Raw genomic sequence first — 21,088 nt, forward strand, 5'->3', positions numbered from 1 at the left:
AAACTAAAAAACACAATTATGAAAACAATAATTCACAAATCAGATACAAGAGGATTCGCAAACCATGGTTGGTTAAAATCACATCATACCTTTAGTTTTGCGAGTTATCAAAACGAAAACCGGATGAATTTTGGAACACTCCGAGTCTTAAATGACGACGTTGTTCAGCCTAAAATGGGTTTCGGAACACATCCTCATCAAAATATGGAAATCATTTCAATTCCCTTAAAAGGTGCATTAACTCATAAAGATAATATGGGAAATAAACGTGCTATTGAAATCGGAGAAGTACAAGTTATGAGTGCAGGTACTGGATTAACACATTCTGAATTTAATGATAGTAAGACTGATGAAGTTAATTTTCTTCAATTATGGATTATTCCTGAAGAATTAAGCGTTGAACCAAATTATGAGCAACGTCTTTTTCCTGTAGAAGGTAAAAAGAATCAACTTCAAACAGTCGTTGCTCCCAAAGACAAGTTGGAAGGAGATGCATTGCCAATAAGTCAGCAGGCTTACATCTATAGAACAAGTTTAGATTCAGATAATGCTATAGATTTACAACTGAAATCAAAGCAAAACGGGTTCTATATTTTTGTAGTAGATGGTGAAATAGAAGTAGCTAACAATACACTTGAAAAGAGAGATGCACTAGGAGTATCTGAAACTGAAAGTATTGAAATTAAAGCAAATCAAAATTCAGAATTGATAATCATTGAAGTTCCAATGAACTAAATTTGATAATATAATTAATAGCGAAAAGGCATCCAGATTTGGATGCTTTTTTAGTTTAAAAATGCGATATTTGTGTTTCCCTTAAAAATATGAAATATGGCAATGAATAAAAATACCGTGTTAGCTTGGGCTACCATAATTATGATAATAGTTGGATTAGGTTTAATAGCACTTGGAGCATTTAGGTATGATGAAACTGCTGGTTGGGGTTTTGCATCAGTTGGTATTGGCTTTTTTGCTATTGCATGGGTGTTTAATGCTTTAAAAGGTAGAGTGTAATGAGTGACGATAAAAAAGTAATCTTTTCAATGTCTGGTTTAACTAAGACATTTCCTGGAGCAAATACTCCAGTTCTTAAAAATATATATCTAAGCTTCTTTTATGGAGCAAAAATTGGAATTCTTGGTTTAAACGGTTCTGGTAAATCTACACTCTTGAAGATTATTGCTGGAGTGGACAAGAATTATCAAGGTGATGTTACATTTTTACAAGACTATTCTGTAGGTTTTTTAGAACAAGAGCCTAAACTAGACGATGATAAAACTGTGATGGAAATCGTTCGAGAAGGCGCAGCTGAAACTGTTGCTATTCTTGATGAATACAATAAAATTAATGATCAATTTGGTTTAGAAGAAGTCTATAGCGATCCAGATAAAATGGAGAAATTAATGAATCGTCAGGCAGAACTTCAAGATCAAATAGATGCTTCTAATGCCTGGGAATTAGACACCAAATTGGAAATTGCCATGGATGCATTACGCACGCCTGATGGTGATAAAAAAATCGGAGTACTCTCTGGTGGTGAACGCCGTCGAGTTGCTTTATGTCGATTATTATTACAAGAGCCTGATGTGTTATTATTAGATGAACCTACCAATCACTTAGATGCTGAATCTGTACATTGGCTAGAGCATCATTTAGCACAATACAAAGGAACTGTAATTGCAGTAACTCACGATAGATACTTTTTAGATAATGTTGCTGGTTGGATTTTAGAACTCGATAGAGGAGAAGGAATCCCTTGGAAAGGTAATTACTCGTCATGGTTAGATCAAAAATCTAAGCGAATGGCTCAAGAAAGTAAAACAGCATCTAAACGTCAAAAAACTTTAGAACGTGAGTTAGACTGGGTTCGTCAAGGCGCTAAAGGTCGTCAAACGAAACAAAAAGCTCGTTTGAAGAATTATGACAAACTTATGAGTCAAGACCAAAAGCAATTGGATGAAAAACTTGAAATCTATATTCCAAATGGACCTCGTTTGGGTACCAACGTTATTGAATCTATTGGTGTAAGCAAAGGTTATGAAGATAAGTTATTATATGAAGATCTTAATTTCAACTTACCTCAAGCAGGTATTGTTGGTGTTATAGGACCGAATGGAGCTGGTAAAACGACTATTTTCAGAATGATTATGGGAGAAGAAACACCAGATAAAGGGGAGTTCAAGGTAGGTGAAACTGCTAAACTAGCTTATGTAGATCAAAAACATTCAAATATAGATCAAGAGAAAACCATTTGGCAAAACTTTAGCGACGAGCAAGAGTTGGTTATGATGGGAGGAAAGGAAGTAAATTCTAGAGCGTATTTAAGCCGATTTAATTTTTCTGGTGGAGAACAAAATAAAAAAGTAAAACTGCTGTCTGGAGGTGAACGTAACCGTTTACATTTAGCAATGACACTCAAAGAAGAAGGTAATGTATTACTTTTAGATGAGCCAACTAATGATCTTGATATCAATACATTAAGAGCTTTAGAAGAAGGGCTTGAAAATTTTGCAGGATGTGCAGTAGTTATTAGTCACGACAGATGGTTTTTAGATCGTATCTGTACACACATTTTGGCTTTTGAAGGTGATAGTCAAGTATATTTCTTTGAAGGTAGTTTCTCAGATTATGAAGAGAATAAAAAGAAACGTTTAGGTGGTGATTTAATACCAAAACGTATTAAGTATAAAAAACTAGTTAGATAATTTATCAAAACTATATAGAAACAAAGAAGCCAGCTAAATGCTGGCTTTCTTATTTATTTTCTATTTGTTTCTTAAGAGTGCTGTTTTCCTTTCTTAATTGATAAATTTTAAAAAGATTTAGAATTAATAGGATTAGTATAGTTACAAAAGCAATCGATAGTATTGCAATTACCTTAGAATCATCTTGCATACAATTAATTACTTGTTATCATACAGATGACCATCTGTAAAATCTGTATATTCTTTTTCCACTTTAGTATTGTATTTGCTCTTATCCATCAAACGTTTGTTCTCAGCTTTAAGCTTATACATTTTTATGACAGCAATGCCAATAAAGATGGCAAAAATAGCCGCAGTTATTATGAGTACAATAGTGAGCTGAGTAGTGCTTACGAGGGAATGAGTCCTTACGAAGTTAGCTAACATTTTTTTTAAGTTTAATTAGATTTGGTTATCAAATATACAATTTTATTCCAATTGCCAACTAATTAGTAATAAAAAAGTTACATTTTAACATTTACACTTCATCGGATTTTTCATACCAATCAACCTGTATAACTTTAATCGCACTATTGGCCTCATTTACGATAGATTTGAACTTTTTTACATCACTTAAACCATTTGTTCCTCGATAGTGATATGGATACACTTTTTTAGGTTTAAACTCCAAAACGGCATCTGCTGCACTTTCTACAGTCATCGTATATGGCAAGTTCATACATACAAACGCAATATCAATATCTTTTAATTTTCGCATTTCTGGAATGTCTTCTGTATCACCTGAAATATAAACACGTTCGTTACCCAAAGTCAGTACATAACCATTTCCACGATTTTTAGGATGAAACTTCAAGGCTTCTTCTCTAAGATTATACATTGCGATAGCTTCAATAGTTAACTTAGCAGCACCAATAGTGTAGTTCTTACTTTGGAAATTAACTAGAATAGATGTTTTACTTCGTAAACCTGGTGGTAATTTGTCGGCAACAGCAATTGGTGCAATTATTTTAGAACCTTCAGTCGAAATTGCTTCTAAAGTTTCTACGTCTAAATGATCACCGTGAATATCAGTTACGAGAATTAACGTAGGTGGCTTTTGTCCTTTAAAAGCTTCAGCACCACCAACAGGATCAATATATAGAACAACATTTTCATATTCCAAAACTAAAGTTCCATGAGAAATTGGATGAATCGTTACAGCACTTTTTGGAGTTTCTGTAGTTGTGACTTCCTTTTTGATAATTTCCGTTTTCTTTTCTGAAATCACCTCTTCTTCAGAAGTTTCACTATTTGTAGCTTCAGATTTGGTTTCTGAACTTATCTCTTCTTTAATTGGCTCAGTGGCAGTATTCGCTTCTTTGGTATCAGTTTTACATGAAAAGGCAGTTACACAAATCAGTACTGCTAAAAGTTTAAAATATTTCATTCTATGATTTTTTTTTAGATTTTAAAGGTAATCACAAATGATAACTGAAGAAAGTTTGTAACAATTTATTCAATTCTACTACTGATATTTTAAGCACATTAAGTTTTTAAAATCATATTTTTTGACGAAATTGCTTATCCGAAACTTTGTTCAACTTAAAATACTACACAAACCATGTCTGACGATTTTGATTTACTAGAAACTAATACTAACGAGAAAAGTGAAAAAGTAGATGTCAATTGGGGAAAAGCCATTGACACAATGAAATCTAAACTTGCGCAAGAAGATGATCCAGAAAGCCGTCAGAAGATATTGAATGCAACACTTGATGATGTAGTTCATATGGCAGAACAAGACAGAACAACCCTTTTAGATGCAATTAAAGATCTAACTGACTATCAGGATGAAGTGGGTATTATTTTTGAAAAATTCTCTTCTCTTAATCCAGATGAGCAAAAAATTATAGATGACGCTATAAAACGTTTAGAACGAGCAAAAATAGAATTAGAAGACGCAGAGGCGAAACCGGATACCTGGTGGAATAATCTTTGGGGAAGAAAAAGTAAAATAAAAAGTGCTCAAGATGACCTAAATGTAGCTCAAAAAGATAGAGATGCTGCCGACAATAAAGCTAAAGCAATGTTTCAAGTTCGTATTGAAAGTGCAGATGTACAAACCTTATTAAGTGAATTAAGTTATAAGTCTCAAGCTGCAGTAACACGGTTAAAAAACCGTGAAGTTGAAATCAAAGAAGTTGAAGACAAACTACAAACTGCAATTGTTGAAGCGACTAGGAATCATGTCAAGGCCTTAGAGAAGAAGAAAGAAGTAGAAGCTAAGCTTGAAGAAAAGTATGCCGCTTTAAAACAAGCGCGTCAAGCTTTAGAAGAAATAGTAGACAAACAATCAGCTGAGTATGCTGAGTCTATTGGTAATGTAACAACTCTTGAACAAGCCGTTGAAGAATTAGAAGGACTTAAAAATGCCTACACAACTTTAGCAGCTTCTAAAGATAGTTTCGTTCATAAACATAATTTAACAATTAAAGTATTGACCTCTTTACGTAGTAACCTGCAAACGCATCGTGCTAAATTAAAGAGTGATACTGAAGAACGTTTAAAGTATTATGATGGTTATGTAGTTGCTTTAAAAGCTAGAACAGATCAAGAATTTGCTGCTATTTTAGAACATTTAGGTGTTAAAACTGATGAGCATATTGGTGAAACTTTAGCGTCTATGCATACAGCAAGTGCTAAAGCTCGTCAGGAAATGATGGACAATATTCCAGTTCACGAAAAAGTTATGCAAGGTGTTTATAGCAGTTATGCAGAGGCTTTACAAGAGATTAGAGCTAAAGATATTGATATTCAAAAGAATTTTGCTGAACGTTATGGTATCGATATGAAAGAGATTTTCGAAGATTACTATAAAGCAGACGCAAATGCACCTTCAGGAGATGATGGAGAACCAGAAGGATCTTCTGAACCAGAAGGCGGAAATGACGATTTATTGAGCTAACATAAATGATGGCGTTACCAAGGCGTTTTAAGCCTTGGTCAGGCTTTCATTACTCGCTCTCTTTAAGGAGCTCAAACATGCCATTCAATCCTTAACGCAAACGATCAAACAAACTCATGTCTAAATAGATTATGATTGTAACGCCATTAGATTCCGCAGTATTAGATTCTAAAGAACAATACATCTTTTATCATAAAAAAGTAGATTTTGTACTTAAAGAACTTATAGTTAGTGTCCAAAATGAAGATTTGTGTACATCTAAAGAACTTGTTTTTTTTAAGCAGTATTGTGACTTATTAATGTATTCAATTGAAGCCATGCGTGTAAAATACATGTATGACGAAGAGGATAATATGAAAGTGGATTTAACCGATTCAGGTTTTCCTAACTATTTAGAATTTAGATACCTATTCAACGATTTATCATTAAGAGATAATTATGTTGCAAAACTTAAAGATGTAAGTGAACTGCAAGAAGAATTTCTAGATCAATTGTTACGAAAAAAACAACCTTTAAGAAAAGACAAGTTATTTCAAGCATCATCAATAGTGTATTATACGTCAGTAGAGCAGAAATTTATTTTTAATCGCTTTGTTCAAGGAAAAATTATTGAGGCTCCAGAAACAGCTTCAGCACAGTACATGACGAGTTGGAGTTTTTATGATGTATCACATAACAGACCATTTATATGTTATATGTATTTTGATTATGATGGTAAAAATATTGATAATTATAAAGATGAAATTTACGAGGTATTAAAAAGCACTGCAGATCGTGAGATGAATTTAGATACAATGGCTTATGGAATTGACAGAAAGTTACCTGATGTAAGACCAAAGCATATTAAACGTATCGATTTAGGACCATTTCACAATGTGTTTGCTAAAGATGAAAACGAAATAACACATACCATTTTAAAAAGTATTGCTTCTAAAGAAATCCCTTTAGAATCGTATGCATTATCATTTAAAATTCATGAAGTGTTTTCTGGTAGTGAATTCGAAGAAGGTGGTTATTTTAGTAAACAAGTATTTCAAAAATGGAGTGACGTTATCAAACAAGATTATGTATTTGCTCCACATCGAATTATACAATTACTGTATAATAAAACACCAGAGATTATTAATTTATTGGCAAAACCACCAATAGAAGTTGCGAATTTAAAAATGAAATAAATTGTTAAAGACATTTAAATATTTTCCACCAATAAAATACATACTTAGTATTCCAGTAGGATTATTTGGTGGAATTATGTTTACATGGATAACTTTTATTATGCCAGAATGGTATGTAAAGATTTTTACAGCAATTTTCGCCATTATGTTATATGGATATGCTTATGGTTTTTATTCAGCATCATTTAGAAACATGAGAGGATTTAAAATTATAATAGATAAAAAAGTAATAATTCTTCCGTTTATAATTAATAGAAAAAATGTTCAAATAGAATTAGAAGATATAATAAAGGTTGAGAAGTTAGATAATTTTGAAGGTGAAACAATTGCCATTCATTCAGAAACAAACAAAGGTTTTCTTGAATTAGAAGAGAAATGGATGAAAAAAGAGGACTTTAATTCACTTTTTAAACTATTAAAATTCAACACACAATTAAAATTTAAATAATAATATGGAACACAACTCAACATTTCCTATAAAACAAAATGAACTTGATATGCTTCGTGACGAAGCTACTTCCTACATAAAAAGTATACAATGGGAGCAAGGACAGCGCGCGAAAAACAAAGATAAAGATGCTAAAGACGAGTCTATACTTTTGTATTTATCACGTGCTAATGGAAATGGTGGAGCAACAGTAACTTCAGTATCTAAAACGATTTTAGAACTTAAAAAGCGTTTGTTGCCAGAGTCTATTGCCATTCCTATTCATCTAAATCAAACACTTTTTGCAGTCCAAGAAGGGATTACTTTAGGTATTTGGATTAAGGATAGTTTTTATGACGCGTCAGGTTTATCTAGTTTATCTGAAAACAAATCGGCTTTAGATAATTCTGGTAAACGTGAATATGAAAGTAAAATGCAAACCGCTACTGCTTTTATGTTGTTTTCAACTGCGTATAAGATCTTACACGATTTGCAAACGATCGCTTCAGATGATTTAAGTGTCATGAAGAATAAGTTTGCTGGTATTCCTGAAGTGTCCTTAATGTCGCCTTTAAAAGGAATTTCTTGTGCTTTATTTTATTATGATAAATACTTAGGTCATCCAGAGATTGTAAAGACCGATAAAGATGTAATCGATTTTACTGTGGTGTATTTTGAAGCATTGATAGATGAAATCCAAATGCGTAAAAGTAGTTTGGAATACACAGAAACCATTGTAGATAGAACATACAAACTCGAAAATTCAGAATTTGCTGTATCTGGTTGGGATAATGTTTTTCAAGGAACAGCCAAAAGTATTGAGTTTAATAAAATTCAATTTGAACAAATTGTAGGTAACAGAGATGCAAAACACTTTGCAAGACGTTTAACAGAACGTATGCTGAGTTACGATTTCACAGCTAAGAAGAACCCATTCCAAGAGTTAGGAGGCTTTATGCCAGTATTTATGGGTTACGGAATTCCTGGAACAGGAAAAAGTATGCTTATTGCTGCTATTGCAACACGACTTAAAGAACATTGTGACAATCTAGATATTCCATTTTTGTTTCACCCAATGCCTGACACACTAATTTCTACCTTTCAAGGTGGTTCAGCAGAAAAGATGGTAGAATGGATGAAACCTATGCAAGATCCTTCAAAATTGATTTTCGCACCTATAGATGATGCCGAAAATAATTTACAAGAGCGAACAGCTCAAGGCGTATCTGCAGGTGTCAAAGAAGTGATAGGAGTGTTTTTAAGATATACTGAAGGTGCTTATGCCGTGAACTATGGTAATAGTTCTATTGGTTTATTTACGAACCTTCCAGAGATGTTAGACAAAGCTGTTATTTCTCGTGTACAAGGTCGATTCAAAATTGATGGTGCACGAACAGAACATGATTTCTTAGATCAAGATCATTTGTGGTGGAGAAAACTTGATGATACAATGCCAGATTTTGTAAACATGCAAGGCCCAGAAAATTATAGCTACCTACAAGATCAAGGATTGGCTAAAAATATGGGTGAAATCTTTAATGTATCAGATAAACCAACTGAAGAAAGAGTTCTAGAAGCCTATGATAAAATTGAAGGTAGTTTTAAAAGCAATCAACATTTGTTTTATGCAAACTTGTATAAAGAGATCCAAAAGATATTTCCGTTCTTTTCATCTCGTGATGTAAGAAACATACAGAGTGCAGTGTCCTTGCGTTTAACCGATTTTGATTTGGAAGAGGATTGGTTCGAAAATCCAGACATCTATTTCAAAAAGGAATACGAAACAAAATTCAATATGTTACAAGAACTGATGCGTTCTAATATGAAAGGCTTAGACTTTTCTGAAATCCGTCGTCAAGAAGTGGTTCGTTATTTAGATAATGTGGCAACTATTGCAGATACCGACTTTAAACGTAAGGTAGATGCGAGAGTAAACCAGTTAAATATTGATATGGAAGCTCGTGACCAGTTTGGAAGAAAAGAGTAAGACGTGAAATTTCAAGTTACTTATGCAAAAAATCAAGAACATATCGCATCATATTCTTTCAAAAGCTTGGGCCACACTCTATAGAATTGATTATGATTATCAGTTTAAAAATGGTGATATTAAACAATTAAAACGTGAGTGCTACAATAGAGGTAATGGAGCAGCAGTTTTATTGTATAATATTGAAAAGTCAACTGTGATTTTAACCAAACAATTTAGAATGCCAATTTATGAAAACGATAGAAAAGAAGGTCTGTCTATTGAAGTTTGTGCAGGTGCAATCGATAAAAATGAATCTCCTGAAGCGACAATTCTAAGAGAAATTGAAGAAGAAGTCGGTTACAAAATTAATGATGCAACATGCGTTTTAGATGCTTATATGTCACCTGGAGCAATGACCGAAAAATTATATCTTTTTATTGCTGAATATAAAGCTGACATGAAAATTAGTGAAGGAGGAGGATTAGATTCCGAAGATGAAGAAATTGATGTATTGGAGATTCCATTTAAAGAGGCTGTTGACATGATAAAAAGGAACGACATAATTGATGCGAAAACAATTATGCTACTGCAATATGCACAGATTAATAAATTATTATAATGCAAAAATTAAAAGCAGCAAACCTATATAGAAGTGAGCTTATTCCAATTTCAGGGAAACTAGTTGAGCGTTATAATCAGTGCTTAAAAAAATTGGGATTCACCGAAACCAAACTGACTAAATTTTCTATAGATGGTATTGGATGGAGTCCTGAAGTTGCAGAAGAAAAAGGAGATCAGTATTACCTAAGTAATGGTGAATCCAATCCACATGGTATAATTATTTCGCCTTTGCAAAACAAAAAACCTGTGTATTTACCCAATCATACATTTGATAGGGAAATGATGCAATATATATTTAAAACCTACGGAAATAAAATAAATGATATTACCAGAGATTCGGCAATTTGTATCGATTTTGATCAAAGAATAGATGCCTTTTACGAACCTTTAGATGTGTTGAAATATGATACCATTCATATTAATTTTCATCTCATGAATAACTTGTATCATCAGCAAAATGAGCAATTACAACTTATTGAAAAGTTCAAGCAAGGCCATAACTTTATTGATGAAGACATTCATCAAGAATTATTGCATTCAGCTAAAAAATATGGTGATTTACGAAATAGGGATTTAGAATTACCTGCTATTGATTTCAAAGTAAATTCTTTCTATACAAGATCGTTTGGAGGAGTTTATATTCTAAGAGATTTTATATCTCCAATAGTCGTATTCGAGGATAAAAAATGGTACAAAGAAGCCATAAAAGACACGATTCATGATGTGATTATTTTTCATATTTCTCAATCAGAACTTCTTGAGAAACTTCGTGATCATATTATAATTGCTTTTGACCTTGAAGAAATTGTGACTACGAAACGCTATGAGCGCATAAAGAAATTTGAATTTGCTCAATATTTAAAAAACACTCAGCATCCTATTAAAAACATATTGAATGATCCGTTATTGTTTAAAAGTTATTTGAATAAAGTGGATATTGATACACGTAAAAAGGTAATGAGCGTAGAGCGTTATCTTGAAAAATTAGAAACTAGTAATCAATATAAAATATCAGATATTGTTGATGATGATTTGTTTGAGGCTATGCATGAACCACATTCTAGTTTACATCCAAAGCATCAAGATTTAATTTGGAAACTGCTAGTTAATATTGCGCCTAAGGATGTGCTGTTTTTGTATTGGTATGATAAACAGGAGTTTTACAAGCGTTATGAATCTTGGGATGACTCATTACAAGACTGGGTAATTGAAACAATTGGTAACAATATTTAAGAAAATTAGACTAACTTTATAAAGGCTTCTAACTAAAACCAACAACTATGGGACTAGAACTTGTCATATTCATTGCTGCAATACTATTTGGAATCTTCTTATACTGGAGAGAATCTAATGGTAATGGTGCATATCGTTTTTTAAATAAAATCGTTAATAGTAAAGAATTGCAAATGGCTCCAGATAGTAAAAAAGGATTCATTTATAAACGTGCATTTATTCCAAGATTGATTTTTGTAGTAACCTTATTTTTAATTATTGCAGTAGCAGTACAGTTTTTAACACCATTTCAAATATTTGGAAGCTATAATGGTATTTCTGCATTTTCATCAGTAATTGTCGGCACTTTAGTTGGTACTTATGTCGCTAACTTTGTATTGAAATCTAGTAAAGTCATTGAAAAACAAAGTGAGACCTTAGAAGATAAATTTGATAGTGTGGTTGAAAAAGGTAAAGATTTTATTGACGACTTTAAAAAGAATGACAACGAAGTAATTGAAGACGTTAAAGAAGACATTTCACAAGAAGTAGATACAAATACTAAATCGGCAAGAGAACGACTTAAAGACAAAGGTTTAATGTAACCTTCGCTCTTACATGTCAAACGTTTCTCAAATAAATTCAGATTAACAACTCTATTAGAATGATCAAATCATATTGGAATAAAGGAAAAAAACAAAAAGTCATAACTATTCTAGTAAGTCTCATCTTACTAATTGCCCTTTTTGTGCTTCGTGACGATTATCAGCCTGCATTGTTATTTTTCAGAAAGTACATATTTATCATCATTTTGAGTTTGATCGTGTTGCTTTTCGGACTTAAAAAATTCAGAAGTTCTGCAAGTACAGGGAAACGTTTAGGTATCCTTGTAGCCTTGATTGCCTTCTTCGGATTGTTATACCTCGCTGGATGGCATTTAAAATTATATGAGTATATGAAGACTTATAATGTTTTCAATGACCTTAATAAAGTAGAAATAAATGAATTACCATTAACACAAAACGAACGTATTCAACCATTGAGAAATATCTTCACAATGGCAAATGAGAGTGTAGGAGAGACTAAAGATGTGTCATTACCTCATTTAGTTCGAGTTGATAATGAAAATAAATGGACGATGGCCATTCAACCTTCTGAAAATTATACGTTTCAACAAATAAGTGATAATACTGAAGAAGTATTTGCAGTATCAAGCACAACGCCTTTTCCTCGTTTTTCTAATGAGAATAGAATTCCAGTTACCTTTTCAATAGGTGAATCATTAAAGTTTAGTCGTAACACTTACAATGCCGTAGTACAACGTTTCAATCCGTGGATGTTGGTTAATTACGAGCCAAGTGATACCTTTTATATGAAAGATGATGCTGGCGAATGGGTTCAGGTGGTAAGTTTAATTAAATGGAAAGGCTTTTTCTTTCCTTACCCTAGTTTTGGTGGTGTGATGGTTGTTGAAAATGGTGAACACGATTTTAATGACTATATGGAACGTATTACTATTGGTAAAGGAACTTTTATTTCTCCGGATGAAATGAAGAATTACCCTTACCTCAATAAACAAAACACATTGGCAGAAAAAGTCTCTAGACTTCAAGCAGAATCTTTAAAGTTTCTTGGCGGTTTTAGTGATCCATTACCATGGAATATGTCTACAGCAGTTAAAATTCCAGAAATGCCAAAAGATCAGAATCAGCAGCCTTATGTTACTGATTTCGATTTTGCAGGTTCAGAAAGTGATGCTTACAGTGGATTGTTTCATTGGTTCGGATTAGAGCCAGTAGGACTTGAGCGAACCAGTTTGAGCTATAGTGTGTTTATTCCAGCAGATGGAACAGATAAAATGTACTATTATGATCATGCAGCAAAGAAACAAGGTTATGCAGGTGTATCTGCAATGCCACAAAAAGTAAAAGAATCTAAAAAAGAATACGATTGGACTGCTAACACACCAACAGAATTTAGACCTTACATTAAGGATATTGCAGGACGCAAAAGATTATTCTTTTTGGGAACTGTTTCTGCCATAAGTGAAACAAATTCAAAGCAGTTTGATGGTTCGGCTACACCAGATTTGGTGTTAATAGATAGTGAATATCGTGATGTTGTCTGGATAGATGTTAAACATCCAAGTACTTGGGATAAAGAAGTATATGATCAATTAGGAGAAGCCTGGAGATCAAGTGAAGGCATTGGTTATTTCTATCAAGAAGAACTTGTTGATGAGGACCTTATGATTCAGCAAGCGGTTGACTCAATAATGGCTATGCCTAAAGTAGATGAAAAATCTAAAGAGATTGAAGAACTTCAACGTAAAATTGATTCATTGAAAGCTTCTGGTGACAATTAATATTTATGAAGAAAAATTCATTTTGGTATACTATTTCCAGATATATGAAATTTCAGATTATTATTGCCATTTTAATGTTATTGGTTTTTTAAGTCATGATAATTTTTAAATTGTTCAATAAGTGAATAAACAACACTCTAGAATAACTTAAGTTCCATTTTTATATCACTACGATCATAAGGACTATCTTTTTCAAGTTCTAATTCAACAAAGCCATATTTTCTATAGATATAAATGGCATTTTCTAGCTTTGTAGCAGAGTAGAGCATCAGTGAATCTAACTGAATTGATTTAGCAAAATCGATACAATGTTGGAGTAGATGTTGTCCTATTTTTTGTCCTCGTAAATTTGGCAATACTGCCATTTTAGTTAATTCAAATATCAAAGGATTGTCGGTTGGCATAAGAGCAACTGTTCCTAAAATCAACTGATTTCGTTTTACAAAAAAGATATGACCACCCTTATCTATAATATAAGTTTTTGGCTTGCTTAAAACTTCTTCATCAAAAGGTTCTACATAAAAGTAGGTCTTTAGCCATTCTATATTTAGTTTATAGAAATCAATAGCATATTGGTTATCAAAAGGAATAATCTCAATGGCTTCCATGTGCTCTAATAAAATCTGTAATTAGGTAAGTTATTAACTTACCAACCTGAGTTTCTGTTTCAGCAGTTGGTGCAGCTTCACAAATATGTAAATAAGTCACGTTTTCATGTGAACCAAATAGGTGTACAAATTGCCTTGCTTGATTTACAGAAAACCCACTTGGAGTCATAGCACTACTTGGAATATTTGCTATGGCATCACAATCTATTTCTAATCCGAAATTAGAGTTTGAGACATGATTTAAAGCATGCTGCATTTCAGATTTAAACTTTAACTCTTTTCGTACAGAAATAGCTTCAAATGTATTGTATTGTACAGATTTAAGTTTGTTTATTGTATTGTAAACTTGGTCAGAAATATAGTTTTCATGTAATCCGAAAATGAAATATTTTTTAAGAAAACCTTCAGCTAAAGCATAACTAAAACCATTTCCACTATGTCGTCCTTCTTCAGATCTAAAGTCGTGATGTGCGTCAAAATTCACAGCATTAAGAGGCTTTTTAAGAGCTAAAGTAGAACCCTTAATATTTCCATACGCATTGTTATGACCACCACCAATAATAATAGGTATTTTCCCAGCACTAATAATTTGAGACACTAAAAACGTTACACTAGCATCAATTTTAGATACTAATTTCCTAGCTTTGGTGATATCCTTCCTTTTGTTCTGATCAAGCTTATCCAATTTATTTTGTTGCTTTTCAAAATCTAAACAACCCAAAATTGCAACTCTATTTGCATGCGTAAACACATTACTTTGCGTATTTAACAAAACTTTTATTACACTATCCCAAGCGTTAGAAGTACCTGTACTTCCGTAATTTGCAAATACACCAACGTCTTCTCGGATTCCAAAAATAACATAGGTGACGTCCATTTTTAATAACTGCTCGTATATATTGTCAAGGTCTGGAAGTAACATAATATGTTCTCCAAATTTGGTTTCTTTAGGACGTTTTTTCAGAATAGAAGTTAATTCTGAAGTTGTAAAAGGTTTTAAGTGTTCCATTAACAAAATTTATTAATTTTGATGTATTAAAAGTACAGTTTTTTATTTTCAGCTTTGCATAAAATTTAAAAGAATTAACGTTTTAAAATAACTAAAAAACAAAAGTAACTTATGGAAAATTCAAACAGTAAGGGTATTGGGTTAAAAATTGCTTTGGGTATATTATTGGCTCTATTTTTAGGGACTGCATTTTACACTTCTAAATTGTATAATGAGAAAAAAGAAAACGAAGCTACATTAACCATGGAGAAGAATCAAGTCATGGCAGATTTGAGCTCAATGGCTAAACAATACGATGTTGCAATTGGTGAAAATGAAGTTGCAAATCAAAACCTTGTTGAAGCTAGAGACCGAATTCAAGGTTTAATGGATTCCCTTAAAATATCGCAAAACAGTGTCAATAGTTTATGGAGATATAAAAAGAAATTTATGGCACTTCAGGAAGAGATGGATGTGCTGTTAACTGAAAATGATGAACTAAAAGTGGAGAATGCCTTATTAGCGACATCATTAGATAGCACAAATATGCAGTTGGAAGAACGAGCAGTTTTTACCGATTCATTATTAGTTCAAAACACACAACTTTCTGAAGTAGTAGAAAATGCCGCAGTTTTACAAACTGTAGGTTTAAAAGGTTTTGGAGTTATCGAAAGAAGTTCGGGGAAATTAATTCCTACGGAAAGAGCAAAGCGTAGTGACAAGATTAGAATATGTTATACAGTTGCTAAGAATGCATTAGTAGGAGCAGGAGACAAAGAATTGTATGTTCAAATCTTAGATCCCAAAAACAATGTTTTAGGAGCGAATGAACAAATTCAGTTTGATGAAACGGTATTGAATTACAGTTTAATAAGTAAGTTTAATTACGAAAACAAAAACTTAGACATCTGTGAGTTTGTTGCACCAAATGACGATTTTACTGCTGGACGTTATGTTGTAAATGTCTTCAATGAAAATGAATTAGTTTCTGCTTCAGAGTTTACACTGAAATAGATTCAAAACACTATAAAAGTGAAATCCGAAAGTTCAATGAGCTTTCGGATTTTTTTATTTAAGAGTTATTATTCTTAGACTATTTGACCATTAATTATTACAGTATCTATATGATTATCTCCAAAAGCATATGGTAAATAATGGTAACTTGGAATTTCTTTTGTAATAATAATGTTTGCTTTTTTTCCTCTACAAATACTTCCATACAAATTAGAGATATCCATAGCATAAGCTCCATTAATTGTCGCAGCATTTATGGCTTCTTCAGGTGTCATTTTCATTTTGATACAAGCAGCTGATACCACAAAATTCATATTTCCACTTGGTGTAGAACCAGGATTATAATCGGTTGCTAAAGCCAATGGTAAACCTGCATCCATCAGTTCTCTTGCTGGAGTATAAGGTATACTCAAAAAATAGGAGCATCCAGGTAGTGCAACAGGCATAGTGTTAGATTGCTTTAACGCATCAATATCTTCAGGATTCAATTCTTCAAGATGATCCACAGATAAAGCCTTATATTTTACTCCTAAAGCAACACCACCAAAGGCATTAAATTGATTGACATGAATTTTTGGTGTTAATCCATGTTTAGTTCCTGCTTCAAGAACACGCTGAGTATCTTCTAAATCAAAGTACCCTTTTTCACAAAACACATCGATGTATTCGGCCAAATGTTCTTTAGCTACAGCTGGAATTAATTCATTTACCACTAAATCTATAAACCCCTCTTTATTATTTTTAAATTCCTTAGGAATTGCATGTGCCGCTAATAATGTTGGTTTTACTTTAATTGGAAAGTCTTTCTTTAACCGTTTAATGACTCTCAGCATTTTTAGTTCGGCTTCAATAGTTAAACCGTAACCTGATTTAATTTCAATAGCACCAGTACCAAGCTTTATAACTTCCGTTAATCGATTTGCCGCTTGATTATAAAGTTCATCTTCAGAAGTGTTTTGTAGTTTTTCAGCTGAATTTAAAATTCCACCTCCACGATTTGCAATATCTTCATAGGACAAACCATTAATTCTATCGACAAACTCTTGAGTTCGATCTCCAGCATATACAATATGAGTATGAGAATCGCACCAAGTAGGCAAAACCGTTTTTCCAGTTGCATCTATGATTTCGCCAGCTTCTAAGCCAGCCAAATCTTCCATGCTTCCAAATTCAACTATAGTATCATGATCTATAAATAAATACGCATTTTTAATAGTTGGTAAAAGTTTCATGTCTTCACCTTTTACAATGGTGACATTGGATTCTCTTACTTGAACGAGTTCTTTGATATTGATAATTAGTATTGACATTATAGTTTTGTTTAGCTTAAATGCAATAAATAGTATAGCGCTAGCCATCTACTAGCGCTATACTATTATACGTAGTAATTATTTATTTTTTTATAAACTTATAAGTGGTGTCAATCCCTTCAAACTTAATTAAATATATTCCTGTTTGAAGTTGAGATACATCAATACTTGTTGTTGATTGTAATGATACACGCATTATTTCTTTACCAACAGTGTCTAGAATAGAAAGATTTGAAATATCGTTTCTGTTTGTTTTAATATGTAACATATTTTGTGTTGGATTTGGATAAATTTTTAACCCTTCTATAGATATATCATCAACTCCAAGAGTAAATAAAGTATTCTCGAACCAATCGACAGTATCACTAAAGTTACCGATTGTGGCAATATCAAAATCAGTATCGTTGTCAAAATCGCCCACAGTAATATCTACCATTTGAAAATTATTATCGGCAATAGTAGTTGGAGTTAGATCAGGAGTGGCATTACTATTACCTTTAAACCAAATAATAGCATCACCACTTGTTCCGAAATCGGTTACAATGACATCATTTAAATTGTCATTATCAATGTCAGATACAAACGCTAAAGCTGGGCTAGAAATAATAGAAGCATCAGAAATTATATTAGGTGTAGAAGTACCATTTTTGATTTTATCATACCATATAACAGCTCCAGAAGTAATATCAGTAGACACCACATCCATCTGACCGTCGTTATTGACGTCTCCAAATGCGATATTTATAACTCGAGACATTCCATCATCTACAGATTGGGTGTCCTTAACCCAAGTTACAGCCGTAGATCCACTTTCTATATATAGGTTATAATAAATTTCTACCCTTTGAGGTCCTGGGAAATTATAAATACCAACTACAACATCCAAATCAGTATCACCATCATAATCGGCTACATCCACAAAGTATGGTGTATCGATATTAGCAATGTCTTCTTGAACAACTTGTTCGGTTCCAAAATTTCCAGCACCATCTCCAGCATACCAAACTGTTTTATTCTCACTAAAGTAAGGAACAATGATATCAATATTACCGTCCATATTTATATCTCCTGCTTTTACTTCACCAGGTGCTAAAAGCGTATCATCAATTACTGTTTCCATGCCAAATCCTCCAGTACCATCACTTAAAAAATAAACTACCTTATTTTGATTTACTGATGAGACTATGATATCATAACCAAAAAGGCCATCAATATTTGCAACCGCTAAACCATCAATAAAGGTGACAGTGGAGGATATGGTTGGTTGAATGGTGAAATTTCCTAAACCATCATTCTTATACCATTTTATGAAATCGATTGATCCAGCTGCATCATACGTTGCCATAACAAGATCAATATTACCGTCTCCATCAAAATCTCCTGATTCTATCTCATAAGGTTCATCACCAGTATTCGGATCAATATTTTCAAGAGGAGCAAAAGTAGTTTGTGCAAATGTAGTAGTACAAAATACCATGCAAATGCATAATTTAAGTAAAGTTGTTTTCATAATTTAAGTTGTTGATTTATTGTAAGATATGGATTTTATTTTAGAGAACCCACCATATTTTCTGGCTTAACCCATTCATCATATTCTTCAGCAGTTACATAACCAAGATTAATGGCTTCTACTTTTAAAGTAGTCCCATTTTTATGTGCTGTATTAGCAATTTCAGCTGCTTTATAATAACCAATTTTAGTATTTAAAGCGGTTACTAGCATTAATGAATTATTTAAAAGTTGTTTAATAACTTCATGATTAGGCTCAATTCCAGAAGCACAATGTTCTTCAAAACTCACGCAAGCATCACCAATTAATTGAGCAGACTGCAAAACGTTAGCTGCCATCATTGGTTTAAACACATTTAGTTCATAATGTCCTTGAGTTCCTCCAACTGTAACAGCAACATCATTACCCATTACTTGAGCACACACCATAGTTAAAGCTTCACATTGTGTTGGATTAACCTTTCCAGGCATAATAGAACTACCAGGTTCGTTTGCAGGAATAATAATTTCGCCAATTCCACTTCTAGGTCCAGAAGCCATCATACGAATATCATTAGCAATTTTATTTAAAGAAACAGCCAGTTGCTTTAAAGCACCATGAGTTTCAACTAAAGCATCGTGAGCAGCAAGAGCTTCAAATTTATTATCTGCAGTAATAAAAGGCAATCCAGTAAACTTAGCTATATATGCAGCTACAAGTTCACTATAACCATTTGGTGTATTAAGTCCTGTACCAACTGCAGTACCACCTAACGCTAATTCTGATAGGTGAGGAAGTGTATTCTCCAAAGCTTTCAATCCATGATCTAATTGAGACACATAACCTGAAAATTCTTGTCCGAGAGTCAAAGGCGTAGCGTCCATTAAGTGTGTACGACCAATTTTAACAACATCTTTAAACGCTGTAGATTTCTCATGCAATGTATTTCTTAATTGAGTAACTCCAGAAATTGTAGTCTCTACTACTTTTTTATAAATAGCAATATGCATTCCTGTTGGAAAGGTATCGTTTGATGATTGTGATTTGTTTACATCATCATTAGGCTGTATCGTTTTATCACCTTCACCAATAACTTTTCCGGCAATTTGGTGAGCTCTATTCGCTACAACTTCATTTACATTCATATTGCTCTGAGTACCAGAACCTGTTTGCCAAATAACAAGAGGAAACTGATCATCATGCATTCCTTGTAAAATTTCATCACAAACTTTTTCTATCAAATCACGCTTTTCATTATCTAAAACACCTAATTCGGCATTAGTATATGCTGCAGCTTTTTTTAGATAAGCAAAACCATAAACAATTTCTAATGGCATAGATGCAGTAGCACCAATTTTAAAGTTATTACGAGAGCGTTCAGTTTGTGCCCCCCAAAGTTTATCAGCAGGCACATTTACGTTACCCATTGTGTCTTTTTCTATTCTGAATTCCATAATATCTTGTGTAATTTATAGTGATACAAAGTTAGGATTTTGGAGAGTAATTGTTTAATAATTATAGTTTTAATTTTTCATTTATATTTAAAAAAGTAACTTCGCTATTGCTATATATCATGTAGTTGTACAAAAGGGCACTAAACAGTAAATAATTAGAATTTCAATGATTGAAATTAAAGACAACCATTTCATTGCAGAAGGCGTATACCAAAAGTGTTACATCCATCCTGAAAATAAAAATTTATGCATAAAGGTTAGTAAACAAGAATTAAGTACTTCCCGATTACTTTACGAAATCAATTATTTCAAAAAAATAAGTAAGAAGAATTGGAAGAAATTTGATTACCCGTTTTTTACTAAATATTATGGACAAGTAGACACAAATTTAGGAACAGGATTTGTTTACGATTATATTACTGATGAAACTACTGGAGAGATTTCAAAAACTATGGAGTATTACCTATTGAACCCTGATCCAAAAATCACAAATGATATGTTGCGTAATGCTTTTGAACATTTAAAGCGTTTGATGATAAAACACAGAATCATAGCTAGTGATATAAGGTCTAAAAATATTTGTTGTAAAATATTAAAGGATCAGAGTATACAAATGATTATTGTAGATGGAGTAGGACATAGGGATTTTATTCCTATTGTAGATTGGTCTAGTTATTTCGCTAAAAAGAAAATAGAAAGACGTTTAATAAAACATGATTTACACAACCTTGAAGCGCAGAGAGAATTCTTAAAAAAATCGGAAAAGTAATTCTTTTAATATCCTGTTAATAAAACCTAAATAAACTA

Annotated in this window: 19 protein-coding genes; 13 read left to right on the forward strand and 6 right to left on the reverse strand. The window is 32.6% G+C overall.

The features are described from left to right. The first annotated feature begins 18 nt into the window (after window positions 1–18). The 3 genes from RH81_RS04020 to ettA all read left to right on the forward strand — a co-directional run bounded on the left by RH81_RS04020 (window position 19) and on the right by ettA (window position 2,705). Window positions 19–735 carry a pirin family protein gene (locus tag RH81_RS04020; RefSeq protein WP_033958078.1) on the forward strand — a complete coding sequence of 239 codons (717 nt, stop codon included), beginning with the start codon at window positions 19–21 and terminating at the stop codon, window positions 733–735. Between the two features lie 96 nt (window positions 736–831). After that, on the forward strand, window positions 832–1,014 hold the full coding sequence (locus RH81_RS04025) for a CAL67264 family membrane protein (RefSeq protein WP_033958081.1): 183 nt from the start codon (window positions 832–834) through the stop codon (window positions 1,012–1,014). Then, complete coding sequence (gene ettA / locus RH81_RS04030; RefSeq protein WP_033958084.1) at window positions 1,014–2,705, forward strand: energy-dependent translational throttle protein EttA; 1,692 nt, start codon at window positions 1,014–1,016, stop codon at window positions 2,703–2,705. The genes RH81_RS04025 and ettA overlap by 1 nt, the downstream gene beginning before the upstream one ends. A gap of 517 nt (window positions 2,706–3,222) precedes the next feature. On the opposite strand, the gene RH81_RS04040 is transcribed toward ettA, so the two are convergent. After that, window positions 3,223–4,131 (reverse strand): MBL fold metallo-hydrolase, encoded by a 909-nt coding sequence (locus tag RH81_RS04040; protein WP_033958086.1) that lies wholly within the window; start codon window positions 4,129–4,131, stop codon window positions 3,223–3,225. 174 nt (window positions 4,132–4,305) lie between these two features. Here RH81_RS04040 and RH81_RS04045 point away from each other — a divergent pair, with 174 nt between their 5' ends. The 8 genes from RH81_RS04045 (at window position 4,306) to RH81_RS04080 (ending at window position 13,418) form a co-directional block, all read left to right on the forward strand. Beyond that, a complete protein-coding gene (locus tag RH81_RS04045) occupies window positions 4,306–5,649 on the forward strand; it encodes a coiled-coil domain-containing protein (protein ID WP_033958090.1) in 1,344 nt (447 codons plus the stop codon). A gap of 131 nt (window positions 5,650–5,780) precedes the next feature. After that, a complete protein-coding gene (locus RH81_RS04050) occupies window positions 5,781–6,824 on the forward strand; it encodes a hypothetical protein (RefSeq protein WP_033958093.1) in 1,044 nt (347 codons plus the stop codon). A 1-nt stretch (window position 6,825) separates the two neighbouring features. Further along, window positions 6,826–7,272: a hypothetical protein gene (locus tag RH81_RS04055; protein WP_033958096.1), complete on the forward strand. Its 447-nt coding sequence runs from the start codon at window positions 6,826–6,828 to the stop codon at window positions 7,270–7,272. Between the two features lie 4 nt (window positions 7,273–7,276). Then, window positions 7,277–9,238, forward strand: a complete 1,962-nt coding sequence (locus RH81_RS04060; protein WP_033958099.1) for an AAA family ATPase — start codon at window positions 7,277–7,279, stop codon at window positions 9,236–9,238. A gap of 22 nt (window positions 9,239–9,260) precedes the next feature. Further along, entirely contained in the window at window positions 9,261–9,839 is a 579-nt protein-coding gene (locus RH81_RS04065; RefSeq protein ID WP_033958100.1) for an NUDIX domain-containing protein, read from the forward strand. Next, window positions 9,839–11,074 (forward strand): DUF6638 family protein, encoded by a 1,236-nt coding sequence (locus tag RH81_RS04070; RefSeq protein WP_033958101.1) that lies wholly within the window; start codon window positions 9,839–9,841, stop codon window positions 11,072–11,074. Before RH81_RS04065 ends, RH81_RS04070 begins: the two co-directional genes overlap by 1 nt. 47 nt (window positions 11,075–11,121) lie before the next feature. Beyond that, entirely contained in the window at window positions 11,122–11,658 is a 537-nt protein-coding gene (locus RH81_RS04075; RefSeq protein WP_033958104.1) for a hypothetical protein, read from the forward strand. Between the two features lie 59 nt (window positions 11,659–11,717). Further along, window positions 11,718–13,418, forward strand: coding sequence for a hypothetical protein (locus tag RH81_RS04080; protein WP_033958107.1), 1,701 nt, complete (start codon window positions 11,718–11,720; stop codon window positions 13,416–13,418). Window positions 13,419–13,555: 137 nt separating this feature from the next. Here RH81_RS04080 and RH81_RS04085 read toward each other — a convergent pair whose 3' ends face one another. Beyond that, window positions 13,556–14,026 (reverse strand): GNAT family N-acetyltransferase, encoded by a 471-nt coding sequence (locus tag RH81_RS04085; protein WP_033958110.1) that lies wholly within the window; start codon window positions 14,024–14,026, stop codon window positions 13,556–13,558. After that, window positions 14,013–15,035, reverse strand: a complete 1,023-nt coding sequence (locus RH81_RS04090) for a formimidoylglutamase (RefSeq protein WP_033958113.1) — start codon at window positions 15,033–15,035, stop codon at window positions 14,013–14,015. The genes RH81_RS04085 and RH81_RS04090 overlap by 14 nt, the downstream gene beginning before the upstream one ends. A gap of 111 nt (window positions 15,036–15,146) precedes the next feature. Between RH81_RS04090 and RH81_RS04095 the strand changes: the two genes are divergently transcribed. Further along, window positions 15,147–16,028, forward strand: coding sequence for a hypothetical protein (locus tag RH81_RS04095; protein WP_033958115.1), 882 nt, complete (start codon window positions 15,147–15,149; stop codon window positions 16,026–16,028). A gap of 74 nt (window positions 16,029–16,102) precedes the next feature. On the opposite strand, the gene hutI is transcribed toward RH81_RS04095, so the two are convergent. From hutI to fumC, 3 genes are all read right to left on the reverse strand, one after another. After that, window positions 16,103–17,338 (reverse strand): imidazolonepropionase, encoded by a 1,236-nt coding sequence (gene hutI / locus RH81_RS04100; protein WP_033958117.1) that lies wholly within the window; start codon window positions 17,336–17,338, stop codon window positions 16,103–16,105. Window positions 17,339–17,420: 82 nt separating this feature from the next. Beyond that, complete coding sequence (locus tag RH81_RS04105; RefSeq protein ID WP_081988202.1) at window positions 17,421–18,848, reverse strand: FG-GAP repeat domain-containing protein; 1,428 nt, start codon at window positions 18,846–18,848, stop codon at window positions 17,421–17,423. 35 nt (window positions 18,849–18,883) lie between these two features. Further along, window positions 18,884–20,281: a class II fumarate hydratase gene (fumC, locus tag RH81_RS04110; protein WP_033958122.1), complete on the reverse strand. Its 1,398-nt coding sequence runs from the start codon at window positions 20,279–20,281 to the stop codon at window positions 18,884–18,886. A 166-nt stretch (window positions 20,282–20,447) separates the two neighbouring features. On the opposite strand from fumC, the gene RH81_RS04115 reads away from it, so the two are divergent. After that, window positions 20,448–21,050, forward strand: coding sequence for a YrbL family protein (locus RH81_RS04115; RefSeq protein WP_033958124.1), 603 nt, complete (start codon window positions 20,448–20,450; stop codon window positions 21,048–21,050). Window positions 21,051–21,088 lie beyond the last annotated feature (38 nt).

Source organism: Psychroserpens jangbogonensis, from assembly GCF_000797465.1.
Lineage (GTDB): Bacteria > Bacteroidota > Bacteroidia > Flavobacteriales > Flavobacteriaceae > Psychroserpens > Psychroserpens jangbogonensis.

Coding starts and splice junctions, on each gene's coding strand:
- RH81_RS04020 (WP_033958078.1), top strand. CDS start 19: ATGAAAACAATAATTCACAAATCAGATACAAGAGGATTCGCAAACCAT.
- RH81_RS04025 (WP_033958081.1), top strand. CDS start 832: ATGGCAATGAATAAAAATACCGTGTTAGCTTGGGCTACCATAATTATG.
- ettA (WP_033958084.1), top strand. CDS start 1,014: ATGAGTGACGATAAAAAAGTAATCTTTTCAATGTCTGGTTTAACTAAG.
- RH81_RS04040 (WP_033958086.1), bottom strand. CDS start 4,131: ATGAAATATTTTAAACTTTTAGCAGTACTGATTTGTGTAACTGCCTTT.
- RH81_RS04045 (WP_033958090.1), top strand. CDS start 4,306: ATGTCTGACGATTTTGATTTACTAGAAACTAATACTAACGAGAAAAGT.
- RH81_RS04050 (WP_033958093.1), top strand. CDS start 5,781: ATGATTGTAACGCCATTAGATTCCGCAGTATTAGATTCTAAAGAACAA.
- RH81_RS04060 (WP_033958099.1), top strand. CDS start 7,277: ATGGAACACAACTCAACATTTCCTATAAAACAAAATGAACTTGATATG.
- RH81_RS04065 (WP_033958100.1), top strand. CDS start 9,261: ATGCAAAAAATCAAGAACATATCGCATCATATTCTTTCAAAAGCTTGG.
- RH81_RS04070 (WP_033958101.1), top strand. CDS start 9,839: ATGCAAAAATTAAAAGCAGCAAACCTATATAGAAGTGAGCTTATTCCA.
- RH81_RS04075 (WP_033958104.1), top strand. CDS start 11,122: ATGGGACTAGAACTTGTCATATTCATTGCTGCAATACTATTTGGAATC.
- RH81_RS04080 (WP_033958107.1), top strand. CDS start 11,718: ATGATCAAATCATATTGGAATAAAGGAAAAAAACAAAAAGTCATAACT.
- RH81_RS04085 (WP_033958110.1), bottom strand. CDS start 14,026: ATGGAAGCCATTGAGATTATTCCTTTTGATAACCAATATGCTATTGAT.
- RH81_RS04090 (WP_033958113.1), bottom strand. CDS start 15,035: ATGGAACACTTAAAACCTTTTACAACTTCAGAATTAACTTCTATTCTG.
- RH81_RS04095 (WP_033958115.1), top strand. CDS start 15,147: ATGGAAAATTCAAACAGTAAGGGTATTGGGTTAAAAATTGCTTTGGGT.
- hutI (WP_033958117.1), bottom strand. CDS start 17,338: ATGTCAATACTAATTATCAATATCAAAGAACTCGTTCAAGTAAGAGAA.
- RH81_RS04105 (WP_081988202.1), bottom strand. CDS start 18,848: ATGAAAACAACTTTACTTAAATTATGCATTTGCATGGTATTTTGTACT.
- fumC (WP_033958122.1), bottom strand. CDS start 20,281: ATGGAATTCAGAATAGAAAAAGACACAATGGGTAACGTAAATGTGCCT.
- RH81_RS04115 (WP_033958124.1), top strand. CDS start 20,448: ATGATTGAAATTAAAGACAACCATTTCATTGCAGAAGGCGTATACCAA.